The sequence below is a fragment of the Sphingomonas sp. Leaf4 genome (assembly GCF_920939515.1).
Taxonomy (GTDB): Bacteria; Pseudomonadota; Alphaproteobacteria; order Sphingomonadales; family Sphingomonadaceae; genus Sphingomonas.
Genome location: NZ_CAKLBB010000001.1, coordinates 261,105 through 274,556 on the forward strand (window position 1 = coordinate 261,105; position 13,452 = coordinate 274,556).

At 69.6% G+C, this 13,452-nt stretch carries 8 protein-coding genes and 1 other annotated feature; of the genes, 6 read left to right on the forward strand and 2 right to left on the reverse strand.

Features of this window, described 5'->3' with window-relative positions; genetic code table 11:
• Positions 1 to 27 precede the first annotated feature (27 nt).
• The 3 genes from LRA89_RS01160 (at position 28) to LRA89_RS01170 (ending at position 4,884) form a co-directional block, all read left to right on the forward strand.
• A complete protein-coding gene (locus tag LRA89_RS01160) occupies positions 28 to 3,126 on the forward strand; it encodes a hybrid sensor histidine kinase/response regulator (protein ID WP_230635737.1) in 3,099 nt (1,032 codons plus the stop codon).
• Positions 3,127 to 3,205: 79 nt separating this feature from the next.
• Positions 3,206 to 3,970, forward strand: coding sequence for an SDR family oxidoreductase (locus LRA89_RS01165; RefSeq protein WP_230635739.1), 765 nt, complete (start codon positions 3,206 to 3,208; stop codon positions 3,968 to 3,970).
• Entirely contained in the window at positions 3,967 to 4,884 is a 918-nt protein-coding gene (locus LRA89_RS01170) for a glycosidase (protein WP_230635741.1), read from the forward strand. Before LRA89_RS01165 ends, LRA89_RS01170 begins: the two co-directional genes overlap by 4 nt.
• A gap of 13 nt (positions 4,885 to 4,897) precedes the next feature.
• Here the strand turns inward: LRA89_RS01170 and LRA89_RS01175 are convergent, their stop codons facing one another.
• Together LRA89_RS01175 and LRA89_RS01180 are read right to left on the reverse strand one after the other, a co-directional pair.
• On the reverse strand, positions 4,898 to 6,382 hold the full coding sequence (locus LRA89_RS01175) for a SulP family inorganic anion transporter (protein ID WP_230635743.1): 1,485 nt from the start codon (positions 6,380 to 6,382) through the stop codon (positions 4,898 to 4,900).
• A 64-nt stretch (positions 6,383 to 6,446) separates the two neighbouring features.
• Positions 6,447 to 6,502, reverse strand: a sequence feature (sul1 is cis-regulatory element that is thought to sense ions involved in sulfur or methionine metabolism; They are found in Alphaproteobacteria).
• 177 nt (positions 6,503 to 6,679) lie between these two features.
• Positions 6,680 to 9,721, reverse strand: a complete 3,042-nt coding sequence (locus tag LRA89_RS01180) for a sugar-binding domain-containing protein (RefSeq protein WP_230635745.1) — start codon at positions 9,719 to 9,721, stop codon at positions 6,680 to 6,682.
• A 197-nt stretch (positions 9,722 to 9,918) separates the two neighbouring features.
• On the opposite strand from LRA89_RS01180, the gene LRA89_RS01185 reads away from it, so the two are divergent.
• The 3 genes from LRA89_RS01185 to LRA89_RS01195 are packed head-to-tail and all read left to right on the forward strand — an operon-like array spanning position 9,919 to position 13,444.
• Positions 9,919 to 12,195: a VIT domain-containing protein gene (locus tag LRA89_RS01185; RefSeq protein ID WP_230635747.1), complete on the forward strand. Its 2,277-nt coding sequence runs from the start codon at positions 9,919 to 9,921 to the stop codon at positions 12,193 to 12,195.
• Positions 12,156 to 12,947, forward strand: coding sequence for an exosortase/archaeosortase family protein (locus tag LRA89_RS01190; RefSeq protein ID WP_230635749.1), 792 nt, complete (start codon positions 12,156 to 12,158; stop codon positions 12,945 to 12,947). Before LRA89_RS01185 ends, LRA89_RS01190 begins: the two co-directional genes overlap by 40 nt.
• A complete protein-coding gene (locus tag LRA89_RS01195) occupies positions 12,938 to 13,444 on the forward strand; it encodes a hypothetical protein (protein WP_230635751.1) in 507 nt (168 codons plus the stop codon). The genes LRA89_RS01190 and LRA89_RS01195 overlap by 10 nt, the downstream gene beginning before the upstream one ends.
• Positions 13,445 to 13,452: the final 8 nt, after the last annotated feature.

The following is a 13,452-nucleotide window of genomic DNA, read 5'->3' on the forward strand; positions in this document are numbered from 1 at the left end:
GAATATGCAGCGATCGAAATAGCGGTCATGACCGGACGCCTGACCTCCAACGTTTCGCTGACGCCCGAACTGAAACAGTTCATCGTCGAGCGCATGGCGACCGGCGACTATGCCAACACCAGCGAGGTGGTCCGCGCCGGCCTGTGTGCGCTGCGCGACGCGGCGGGGGCGGCGGCACGTCCGCTGACGCCGGGCTGGCCGGCGGCGGGCGGCGAGTGCGGCGCGCTGATCCGCCGTCGCGACTGGAGCCAGTCGCCACTCGGCACGCCCGATGGCTGGTCGCACGAAATGCGCGCGACGATCGCCAACATCGTCAATTCGCCGGTCGCCAAGGTATTGATGTGGGGCAGCGACCATATCCTTTTCTACAACGACGCCTATCGCGCGATCATCGGCGATCGCCATCCGCTGGCGCTGGGCACCCCGGTCGCCGAGGCGCTGCCCGAAGTCTGGGACTGGAACCGTCCGATCCTCGCCGCCGGGCTGCGCGGCGAAGTCCAGTCGTTCCACGACCAGCCGATCGTGCTGGAGCGCGGCGACGGGCCGGAGACGCTGTTCCTCGACCTCTATTACACCCCGGTGCATGACGCGAACGGCGTGGCCGGCGGGGTGCTGTGTACGATCGTCGACCATAGCGAGCGCGTGGCGATCGAGGCGCGGCTGGCGGCGAGCGAGGCCGAACTGCGCGGCATCGCCGATGCGATGCCGATGCTGGTCGCCTATGTCGGTGCCGACCATCGCTATCGCTTCGCCAATGCCCGCTATCAGGAATGGTTCGGCACGTCGCCCGAAGCGATCGTCGGCCGCCACATCCGCGACGTGATCGGCGAGGCGGCATATGTCGACCGGCGCGCGGACATCGACGCGGCGCTGGGCGGCCAGGCGATCGTCGCCGAAACCACGCTGCACCACCGCGAGACGGGGCCGCGCCGGGCGGAAATCCGTTACGTTCCCGCGACCGGCGCCGATGGGGCGACGAGCGGCGTCTATATCCTCGGCATCGACATCACCGACCGCGCCGGGCGCGAAGCCGAAGTTCGCGCGAGCGACCGCCGGTTCCGTACCGCGATGGAGGCGGTTCACGGCGTGTTGTGGACCAACAGCGCCGACGGGCGGATGCTCGGCGAACAGCCCGGCTGGGGCGCGCTGACCGGTCAGTCGTTCGACGAGTATCAGGGGTTCGGCTGGTCGGCGGCGGTGCATCCCGACGATGCGGCGGCGACCGTCGTCGCGTGGAACGCGGCGGTGGCGAGCCGCGGCATGTTCGTCCACGAACATCGCGTGCGGCGCCACGACGGCGAATGGCGCACCTGCGCGATCCGGGGGCTGCCGATTCTCGACGACGATGGCCGCATCGTCGAATGGGTCGGCGTTCACACCGACATCTCGCACCAGCGCGCGGCCGAAGCGGCGCTGCGCGATCAGGCCGAAAGCCTGGCGCGGCAGGTGCGGCACCGCGAACGTGCCGAGGAGCAACTGCGCAGCCTCAACGAAACCCTCGAAACCCGCGTGATCGCCGAGATCGCCGAGCGGCGTCAGGCCGAGGCGAAGCTGGCGCAGTCGCAGAAGATGGAAACGGTCGGCAAGCTGACCGGCGGCGTCGCGCATGATTTCAACAATCTGTTGCAGGTGATCGGCGGCAACCTGCAACTGCTCGGGCGCGACGTGGCGGGCAACGAACGCGCCGAGCGCCGCGTCGCCAATGCGATGGCCGGCGTCTCGCGCGGGGCGAAGCTCGCCAGCCAGTTGCTCGCGTTCGGGCGCAGGCAGGCGCTGGAACCCAAGGTCGTCAACGTCACCCGCTTCGTACAGGGGATGGACGACATGCTGCGCCGCGCGATCGGTGAGGGCGTAGAGATCGAGACGGTGTTCGCCGGTGGCCTGTGGAACACCTTCATCGATCCCGGCCAGATCGAGAATGCGCTGCTGAACCTCGCGATCAACGCGCGCGACGCGATGGAGGGGCAGGGCCGGCTGACGATCGAACTGTCGAACGCGCACCTCGACGATGCCTATGCCCGCACGCACGAGGAAGTGGTGCCGGGGCAATATGTCATGCTGGCCGTCACCGACACCGGCAGCGGGATGTCCCCGGACATCGTCGCCAAAGTGTTCGAACCGTTCTTCTCGACCAAGGCGGAAGGCAAGGGGTCGGGCCTCGGGCTGTCGATGGTGTACGGCTTCGTCAAGCAATCGGGCGGGCACATCAAAATCTATTCCGAAGTCGGCCACGGCACGACGATCAAGCTCTACCTGCCGCGCGCGATGGAGTCCGAGGATGTCGAGGTCGCGGTCGATACCGGGCCGGTGCGTGGCGGGACCGAGACGGTGCTGGTGGTCGAGGACGACGAGGAGGTCCGCGCGACCGTCGTCGCGCTGTTGGGCGACCTTGGCTACCGCGTGCTGAAGGCCGCCGATGCGACCAGCGGCCTGGCGGTGATCGAAAGCGGGGTGCCGATCGACCTGCTGTTCACCGACGTGGTGATGCCCGGACCGCTGAAAAGCCCGGAAATGGCGCGCAAGGCGCGCGAGCGGCTGCCCAATATCGCGGTGCTGTTCACCAGCGGCTATACCGAGAATTCGATCGTCCATGGCGGGCGGCTCGACAAGGGCGTCGAGCTGCTGTCGAAGCCGTACACGCGCGAGGCGCTGGCGCGCAAATTCCGCCATGTGCTGGCCAACCAGCAGCAGCGTGGCGTCGCGACCCGCACCGCGCCCGAACCCAACCCGCCGGTCGCGGTGACGACTCCGCCGAGCCTGCGCCAGACCGCGCTGCTGGTCGAGGACGACGATCTGATCCGCACGAACACCGCCGACATGCTGAAGGACGCAGGGTTCGTGGTGCTGGAAGCGGCGAGCGCCGAGGAAGCGCTGATGGCGCTTCAGACCGCGCCGGTCGACGTGCTCATCACCGACGTCAACCTGCCCGGCGCATCGGGCCGTGAGCTGGCGACACGCGCGCGCAGCGTCCGCCCCGACGCGCTGGTGGTGTTCGCCACCGGCGATCCGGGCGCGGTGCAGCGCGAACCGAACGCGGTGGTGCTCGCCAAACCCTATGACGCCAAGGCGCTGATCGCGGCGGTGCGCGGCGGGGTGCGGCGGACGAAGGATCAGCCGGTCAGATAATCGCCGGACCGGCGACCCGGCGTGAAGCCAATCGCCCCGCCGGTCGTTGCACCCCCCGAACGACTGCGGGAGGTGGCATGTGACGGGCCGGACGATCATCGTGACGGGTGCCGAATCGGGCATCGGTGCTGCCTGCGCCGCAGCCTTTGGGGCGACCGGCGCACGGGTGGCGGTGCTCTATTACGCCGATGCCACCGCCGCCGGGCACAGCGCCGACGCGGTGCGGACGGCGGGTGGCGAGGCGATCACCGTGCAGGCGCATGTCGACGATGAAGCGTCGGTCGATGCCGCCTTCGCCACGGTCGAGCGGCAATGGGGGCCGGCCGATGTGCTGGTCAATTCCGCCGGGCTGAACATGACCGGGGTCAATGTCCGCGACATGACGCTCGCGCAGTGGCGGCGGTTGCTCGACACCGACCTGACCGGCGCGTTCCTCACCTCGCGCCGGTTCCTGACCGGGCGGGGCGAGGCGGGCGACGCGGTGATCCTGCACATCTCGTCGATCCATGCCTATGCGGTGCGCGCCGGCGGGGCCGATTATTGCGCGGCGAAGGGCGGGCTGACCAACCTGATCGAGACGCTGGCGATCGAGGAAGCGCCGCGCCGCATCCGCGTGAACGCGATCGAGCCGGGCATGATCCTGACGCCGATGAACGCACGGGCGCAGGCCGATGAGACCTACCGCCGGACGCTGGAGAACAACATTCCGCTGGGCCGAGCCGGTGCGCCCGATGAGGTGGCCGATCTCGCCGTCTTCCTCGCCTCCGACAAGGCGCGCTATATCACCGGCGCGCGGATCGTGATCGACGGCGGATTGTCGCTGATGCAGGCGATCGGCGCATGACCGCCGCCGTCGACGCCAACCTGCTGCTCGACTTCAATGTCCGGGCGATCGAGCAGGTACAACTCGACAGCCCGCCCGAACTGGCGGCGCGCGACCTGATGAGTCCCTATGTCTGGCGCGAGCGCGACGGTCGCTATGGCATCATGGTCCGCGCCGTCGTGCCGCCGGGCGCGCCGCTGACCGATACCGGGGTGATCTGGGCGGGATGGAGCGACGACGGGGTGCGCTTCACCATGGGCGATACGCCCTCGATCGTGCCCGGCCCCGACGATCACGACGCGGGCGGCGTCGAGGACCCGACGGTCGTCCGCCGCGACGACGGCTATGTTGTCTATTATTCGGGCGTCCTCGCCGATCACGCGCATGGCGAACTGTCCTATGCGACCGGTCCGTCGCTCGACCGGCTGGTCAAGAGCGGCGTCGCGCTCGCCTCGTCCAAGTCGGAAGGCAATACCAAGGAAGCGACGATCGATCGTACGCCCGACGGGCGCTGGCGGCTGTTCTACGAATATGCCGCTGACGAGGCATCGCGGGTGGGCATGGCAGTTGGTGCCGATGTCGCGGGACCTTGGGAAGAACAGCCGACCCCGTTCCTGCCGCGCGCGGACAGTTGGGACGACTGGCATCTGTCGACCGGGCCGCTGCTGACCGACGACCCGGCGTGTCCGGTGATGTTCTACAATGGTGCCACGCGCGACGCGCGCTGGCGGATCGGCTGGGTCGCGTTCGACGCCGATTATAGCCGCGTCGTCGCCCGCGGGCTCCAGCCGCTCGTCACCCCGCCGCCGGTCGACGATCGCAGCGCGACCGACATCGCCTTTGCGGCGTCGGTCGTGGTCGCGGACGGGGTGATCTGGCTCTATTATTCGCTGGAGGACCGCCGGCTGGCGCGGGCGTTGATCCGGCGGAGTTGAAGGGAAGTGCTGCTCAATGCGGCACCACCCCCAGCTCCACCCCGGTCTTGTCGTGCAGCGCGAACCGGTCGACCAGTGCGGCGCTGGCGCGATTGTAGCCGATGACGTCCACCACGGCGCCATCGCGCCGCAACCGGGCAACGATCTTGTCGAGCGCGCCGACGCCCGAAATGTCCCAGAAATGCGCACCCGACACGTCGATCGTCACCGGCGTAGTACCCTCCGGCCGGAATGCCCGGGTGAAGCGATCGACCGAGGCGAAGAAAATCTCGCCGGTGACGCGGTAGGTCACGCCGTCGTCCATGCTGCGTTCCACCGCGAACATCCGCTGCACCTTGCCGGCAAAGAAGATGCCCGAGAGCAGCACGCCCGCCAGCACGCCCAGCGACAGGTCGCGCGTCGCGACGACGACGACGACCGTCGTCAGCATGACGATCGACGAGGTCGCCGGATGCCGCCGCAGGTTGGCGATCGAGTTCCAGCTAAACGTGCCGATCGACACCATCACCATCACCGCGACCAGCGCGGGCATCGGCATCCGCCCGACGAACGGCCCGAGCAACGTCAGCAATATCAGCAGGAATCCGCCCGCGACAAAGGTCGACAGCCGGCTGCGCCCGCCCGACGTCACGTTGATGACCGACTGGCCGATCATCGCGCAGCCGCCCATCCCGCCGAACAGCGCGGCGACGATATTCGCACCGCCTTGTCCGGCGCATTCGCGCCGTTTGTCGCTGTCGCTATCGGTCATGTCGTCGACGATCTGCGCGGTCAGCAGCGATTCGAGCAGCCCGACGGCGGCCATGGTCAGCGAATAGGGCAGGATGATCCGCAGCGTCTCGAACGTCAGCGGCACTTGCGGGAGCGCGAAGCTGGGCAGCCCGTCGGGCAGCCGGCCCATGTCGCCGACGGTGTTGACCGGCAGCGCAAGGCCGATGCTGATCGCGCTCAGCACGAGGATCGCGACCAGCGGCGATGGCACCGCCTTTGTCACGCGCGGGAACAGGTAGATGATCGAAAGGCCCCCGGCGACCAGCGCATAGCTGTGCCACGTCACCCCGGTCAGTTGCGGGAGCTGCGCGAGGAAGATCAGGATCGCCAGCGCGTTGACGAAGCCGGTGATGACCGACCGCGACACAAACTGCATGACAAGGTCGAGCCGCAGGAGCCCGGCGGCGATCTGGATCAGCCCCATCAGGATCGTGGCGGCAAAGAGATAGGTGACGCCGTGATCGCGCACCAGCGGGCCGATAAGGACCGCGACGGCGGCGGTCGCCGCCGAGATCATGCCGGGCCGCCCGCCAATCAGCGAAATGACGATGGCGATCGCGACCGAGGCATACAGCCCGACCGCCGGATCGACCCCGGCGATGATCGAGAAACCGATCGCCTCGGGGATCAGCGCCAGCGCGACGACGATGCCGGCCAGCACGTCACGGCGGGCGGCGGCGCCGTCGGTGAACCACTGACGGCGATAGGTTCTGGAAATAAGCGGCATGTGAAATCCACAACAAGGCACATGGCGCCCATGGGTGGAGCGCGCAGGATCGGTTGGATGTGCATGTTGTCCGGCGGATCGGCGGCCGGAATAGCCACCCGGAATTTCACCGGGTCCTTGCGAATGACCGCGCTGTAGCCGACCCGCCGATCCCGACGCAAGCCTTGGGGGTTGATCCATCCGAACAGAATCGTCGCCCCAGCGAAGGCTGGGATCTCGTCGCACTGATGCGGGACAGGAGCCGCGAGAGGCCCCAGCCTTCGCTGGGGCGACGTTTCCGTTCAGATGGATCAAACCTTACCGTGCCGCCACCGGCCCGTGGAAATCGGCCTCGACGATCGCGAGGCGGAAGCCGGGGGGCACCGCGTCGGCGCCGGTATCGCCCGCCTGCCGCGCGGTGGCCAGCTCGACGATCTTGCCGAAGGCGTCGCGGTCCTGCACCGGTCCGGTCTGGGTGATGCGCAGCACCCGCCCGCGCGCCGGCGCGAAGGCGACGGCGGCATAGCCGAGCTGGCGTTCGGTCTCGCCGCGCCATACCTCGCGCCCGTCGAGCGTGATGGCGAGCGGATAGGCGCGCGACCGCCAGCCGACCAGCTTCAGTTCGATCTCGCTCAAGCTCACCTCGCGGCCGAAGTCATATTCGATCCACGCGCTGTCGGCCCGCCCGTCGCTGATCCAGCGCGACAGTTCGTTGTCGTCGAACGTCCGGGCGGCATCGGCGGGGTTCGATCCGGCGACGACCCGCACCGGCACGACGGTCGACCGGGTGACGCGATAGGATTCGCCCGCCGGGGTCGGCCCGCGCGTCAGCAGGCCGGGTTGCGCCGCCGCGGCGAAACTGCGCGACAGGCCGCCCGGCGTCGCGGCGGCGGCGACCGTCGGGATGGCGATCGTCGCGGGTTTCAGCCCCGGCGCGCTGGCGGTCAGCCGCACCGTGCCCCGGCGGTCCCCGGCACGCAGCAGCACGCGGTTGACCCCGGCCTCGACCGGCAAGGTGCGCGACAGGATGTAATTGTCCTCGCCGCGCGCGGTGCCGGCGGTGGGCGTGGTGCCGGGAATGGCGTCGCCCTGTACCGCCTGTGTCGCACGCGGCTTGCCCGAGCTGTCACCCTGCGCGATGCCGCCGCGCCATTCGGCCGGGCCATCGAGCGCGAAGGCGACCTTGTCGTTGGCGGTCGGCACGCGGCGGCCCTTGGCATCGACCACCTCGACATCGACCAGCGCGAGATCGGCACCGTCCATCACGAAACCGCGCGGGCCGGTTTTCGGCGTCAGCCGCAGCGCGACCGGCGCGCCGACCGTCTCGACGACATGTTCCGAGCGGCGGCCGTCGGCCCTGGTCGCGACCGCGCGCAACGTCCCCGGAGCCCACGCGACGGCGGGCCACTGGAACAGGAACCCGCTGGAGCGCTTGCCTTGCCCCAGCGAGCGGCCGTTCAGGAACAGCTCGACCGCCGCGCCGTTCGACACCACGCTGACCGGCTTGGTCGTGCCCGCCGCGTAGTTCCAGTGGCCGATGACATGCGTCGCCGGCGTCTCGGGATCGACCCAGCCGTTCCACATCACCCGGTGCGCATAATATCCCTGCTTGGGCAGGCGCATCGCATCGACCTCGCCCGAGCGGCGATAGTTGTTGTCGCCGCGATAATGGGTGTTGCTGTCGGACCAGATGATGTTGACCCCGCCCGAACTCACCCGCCGCCCGGTGCCGGGGCGGATGCGGTAGTAATCATACCAGCGGCGGACATCCTCGATCGCGTGGCTGTCCTGGTTGCGGTTATAGTCGGGCGCATCCTTGTGGAATGGCGCGGTGAAATCGTCCTGATACAGCCGCGCGCCCTCGTCGCGGCTGTATTCCATCGCCCACATCGGGTGTTTCGCGCTCTTGTTCAGGTACAGCATCTCGCCGCCATATTCGGCGGTGGTGCTGTCGAGCATCTCGCGCGATCCGATCGCGCGGCCGCCTTGCGGGTCATACCGGTCGCGGATCGCCTTCATCTCGGCCATATGCGCCTCGCTGATACTCTCGTTGCCGCTTTCGTAGAACAGGATCGACGGGTTGTTGCGATTGTAGATGATCGCGTCGCGCATCAATTCCTTGCGCTGGTCCCAGCGGCGGCCCTCGACGTCATGCTCGGCGTCGCCCGCCGGCATCGCCTGTGGCAGCCCGACGCGGTCGGCGCTTTCTATATCCTGTTTCGACGGGGTGATGTGCATCCAGCGGACGAGGTTGCCGCCGCTCTCGACCATCAGCGCGTTGGAGAAGTCGCTGATCCACGGCGGGATCGACACGCCGACCGCCGGCCATTCGTTCGACGTGCGCTGGGCATAGCCATGCACCTGCATCACCCGCCCGTTCAACCGGACCATCCCGTCGCCGAACTGCGTCGAGCGGAACCCGGTGAGCGTGTCGACCGCGTCGATCACCTTGCCGCCTTCGGTCAGGCTGGTGGTGACGCGGTAGCGATAGCCATAGCCCCAGCTCCAGAAATGGAGCCCGCTCAGCCGCTTGTCGGCGGTGAGCGTCCGCGTCTCGCCCGGGGCCAGCGTCGCGCCGCCGCCATCGAACCGCGCGACCACCCGCCCGGTGGCGTCGCGCACCTCGACCCGGTAGCCGATCGTGCGGGCGCGCGTCGCTTCGTTGCGGACCTGCGTCTCGGCATGGATCGTCGCGGTACGCGCGGCGATGTCGAAGGCATCGGCCCAGACATATTGCCCGGTGGTGCCCAGCGCCGAGAACAGCGGTAGCGTCTGATAGGTCGCAGGGGTCAGGTGCAGCCGGACGTTCTTCGTGATCCCGCCGTAATTCACGTTGAAGTTGCGATCGTTCCACTGGAAGCCGCTGCGCGTCGCGCGCTCCTTGTAGCGCCAGTCGCTGTCGACACGCACCGCGATGACGTTCTCGCCGGGCTTGAGCGCGGCGGTGATGTCCGCGCCGAATGCCATCGCGCCATGCTCGGACAGCACTACCGCCCGTCCGTTGACCCAGACCTCGGCCGCCTGCCGCACGCCTTCGAACTCGAGGAACGCCTTGCCCGCCTGCGCGCCGCTGGGCAGCGTGATCCGCTTGCGATACCAGTTGATGCCGGTCGACAGGTCCTTGATGTCGCGGGCAAAGGCTTCGCGTTCGTTGAACGCATGCGGCAGCGTGGCACGGCCCCAGGCGCGATCGTCGAAATCGGGGGCCTGCGCCTCGGCCGGATCGCCGGTGATCGTCCGCCAGCCGGGATTGAGATTATAGGTCGCACGGCCCGACGCGACCACGCTGGAGGCGTCATGCGCTGATGCCGGGGACGCCAGTGCAAGGACGGCGACCGATGCTGCAAACCATGAGCGCATCCTTAACTCCCACATTATGGTATTTGTGACCATTATGTGCAGATTGTCAGACCGAAGCAAGCCGTATTGAGAAATTGGTCAGGCCGGACCCCGTCTGCATCGAAACTGCACCGGATTTTCGTCGGCGCTGCGAGCGGCGGTCATCGGCACTCGATCGCACCGGCCCACACCGGCTCCACTTCAGGGAGCCGATCGCCATGTCCTATCGCCAACCGAATCTGCCCGGCACGTTCGCGCTGATCGCCGCCACGGTCTTTCCGACGGTCGTCATCGTCATCGAATGGATCACGGGCCTGTGCGCGGGGGCGTTCTTCGATCCGCTGCCGACACCCGGCCATGTCGCGATGGTCGCGACGGTGCCGATCGTCAACGTGCTGCTGTGGCGGGCGATGCGTTCCGATGCGCCAGCGCCGTCATGGCTGATCGTCGCCGGCACCGCCGCCAGCGTGATCGCGGCGAGCTATGCGCTGATCTTCCTGCCGCTGCTGCCCTTCGCGCTGGTCGGGATCGTGTTCATGGGCGTCGGGCTGTTGCCGTTCGCGCCGGTCGTCGCGCTGATCCATGCCGCGCGCTGGACGCTACGGCTGGCCGGCGGGCGGCGGGCATGGCGACCGATGACGGGCGGCGCGCTGCTAGGTTTCGCCGCGCTGGTGCTGGCCGACCTGCCGGCGACGATGACGCAGGTGGCGCTCGATCGTTATGAACGCGGCGGAGCGGAGCGGGCGGACGCGATCACGCTGATGCGGCGGATGGGCGACAGCGACCTGTTGCTGCGACAGGCCTATGGCGACTCCACCCGTCCGGCGAGTATCGTCGGCGGACTGATCTTCCGCCCGCAGACCGGGCTGTTCGGGAACGCGTTCACCAGCACCGGCGATGCGCGCGAACTCTATTACCGCGTGACCGGACAGGCGTTCAACGCTGTCCCCCGGCCAGCGCGGCGCGACAACCGGTTCGCATGGGACGCGGATCGCGGCGGGGAGGATGTCGGCGGGCGGGTGCCCGGCCTGTCGCTTGGCCAGTCGCGGATCGACGGATCGGTCAACGAGCGCGACAGCCTCGCCTATCTCGAATGGACGATCGATCTCGTCAACAAGGGCGCGCGGCAGCAGGAGGCGCGCTTTACGCTGGCGCTGCCCGAGGGTGCGTTCGTCTCGCGCGCGACGCTGTGGGTGAACGGCGAGCCGCGCGAGGCGAGCATCGCCGGGCGCGGCGCGGTAAGGGCGGCCTATCAAAGAGTCGTCAGTGTCTCGCGCGATCCGTTGCTGGTGACGACCGACGGCGCGCAGCGGCTGCTGGTACAGGCGTTTCCGGTGCCGCCGAACGCGACGATGAAGCTGCGGATCGGCGTCACCGCGCCGTTCGCCATCGCCGCCGACGGCGCACGCACGCTGGCGCTGCCGCGCATCGTCGAGCGCAATTTCGACACCGACGCCGCGCTGGTCCATGCGCTGTGGGTCGAGGGCGGCCGGCCGGTCCGCGCGAACCTCGGCGATGGCGCGTTGACGAGCGGGGGTCATCGCCTGACGCTGCCGCCGATCGCTGGCCCGCGCCGCACGACCGCGACCGTCGCGGCGGCCGGCAAGGCCGGGCCGATCGCGGTCGAACAGCGGATCGAGCGCGGTGCGATGGGGCAGGGGCCGCTGATGCTGGTCGTCGACGGATCGGCGGACATGGCCGCCACGCTCCCCGTGCTCGGCAAGGCACTGGACGCGATCACCCCCGGCCGGATCGTCGGCATGGTGACGGCGGCCGACACGCCCGCGACCGTCGCCCCCGCGCCATGGTCGCCGGCGCAGGCGGCCCGCGTCCGCGATGCGCTCGCCGCGATCCGTCCGATCGGTGGACAGGATGATCGCCCGGCGCTGGCGCAGGCGTTGCGGGCGATGCCGCGCGGCGATGCGACGATCCTGTGGCTGCACGGCGCGCAGCCGGTCCGCTTCACCGCGACCGAACCCGCGCTGGAGCAGGCGCTCGACCGGCTGCCCGCGCTGCCGCGCCTGGTGCGCTATCAGGCGGTGGCCGGCCGCGCGCTGGTGGTGCCCGGCGAACGCTGGTTCGACACCGCCCGGCTGCCGACACCCGGCGGCGATCCGGTCGCCGATCTGCACGCGCTGCTCGCCAGCGGTCCCGGCTGGCAGGTCGAGCGCGCGGCGGTGTCGCCCGGTGCCGCGACCGGCTCGGCGCACCTCGTTCGCCTGTGGGCCGCCGACCGGCTCGCGGGCGAGGGCGAAGCGCCGGCGAAGTCGCGCGAAACCGCGATCCGGCTCGCCCACCGGCTGAACATCGTCACCCCGGTCAGCGGCGCCGTCGTCCTCGAAACCGACAAGGAGTATAAGGACGGCGACCTGCCGGTGCCCGATTCCGACGCGGTGCCGACCGTGCCCGAGCCCGGAACCTGGGCGCTGCTGATCCTGACCGCGCTCGCCGCGCTATGGCTGTGGCGGCGGCAGCGGCGGGCGGTGGCGGCATGATCCCGGCGCGGATCGCGGCGGCGATCGTCGCCGGGGCGGGATGGCACGCGCTGGTCCAGCTTGCCGGGCGCGCCGACGGGGCCGGGCTGGCGACGACGCTGGCGCTGCTTGCGGTGCTGGGTTGGGCCTTGCTGCGCGCCGGTCACGGCGTTTCGTCCACCGGACTGACGGTCGCGCTGCTGGCGCTCGGCGGCGCGGCGGTCAGCGGGATCACGCTGCTGGAGATCATCGTGCTGGTCGCCGCATTCGGCTGGTGCGCACTCGGGGCATGGCGCTGGCCGCCGATGCTGCTCGCGCTGCTCGGCGTGCCGATGCTGCCGACGCTCGACGTGCTGGTCGCCGGGCCGCTGCGCCGCATATCGGCGGTGCTGACCACGTGGCTGCTGCGCGGCAACGGCATCGACGTGTCGCTGGAGGGCGTCGCGCTCCAGTGGCAGGGGAAGCAACTCCTGTTCGACGGGCCGTGCAGCGGGGTGCGGATGCTGTGGGCGCTGCTGGTGCTGGCGTGTGCGGCGGGGGTGATCCAGCGGATCCCCCCGGTGCGCTTCGCCCTGCTGCTCGCCGCCACCGTCATCGTCGCGGTCGTCGGCAACGCCCTGCGCGCGGCGAGCCTGTTCTACCTCGAAGCCGGCTTCGTCACCGCCATCGGCGGGCCGGTGGCGCATGAAGCGATCGGCCTAGCCGCCTTTGCGATCGTCGCCGGCGGCGCGGTGGCGCTGCTGGCGCGGGGGAGGGTGGTCGCATGGCGCTGATCCCCCGGCTGGCGGTGATCGCCGCCGCAGCCTTCGCCGCCACCGCGCCGCTGCTCCCCGCCCGGCCAGTCGACCGGCCGCCGCTGGCCCCATGGCCGGCGGTGTATGAGGGCAGGCAGCTCCACCCCCTGCCCGCCGGGCCGGGCGACGCGCTGCTCGCCCGCGACTTTCCCGGCCATGTCGCGCGGTTCAGTGACGGCCGCCGCCAGATCGTGCTGCGGCAGGTCGCCCGCGCGACGCGGCTGCTCCACCCGCCGCGCGATTGTTTCGCGGCGCTGGGCTATGCGATCGATCCGCTGCCGATGCGCAGCGTGCCCGGCGGCCATGCCTCCTGCTTCCGCGCCACGCGCGACGGGCGGGGTCTGACCGTCTGCGACCATATCCGCGCCCGCGACGGCACCGTCCATGCCGACGTGCCCGGCTGGTACTGGCCCGCGCTGACCGGACAAAGCCCCGGCCCATGGCTGGCGGTGATGACCGTCGAGCAGGGCGGTTGACGTGACCC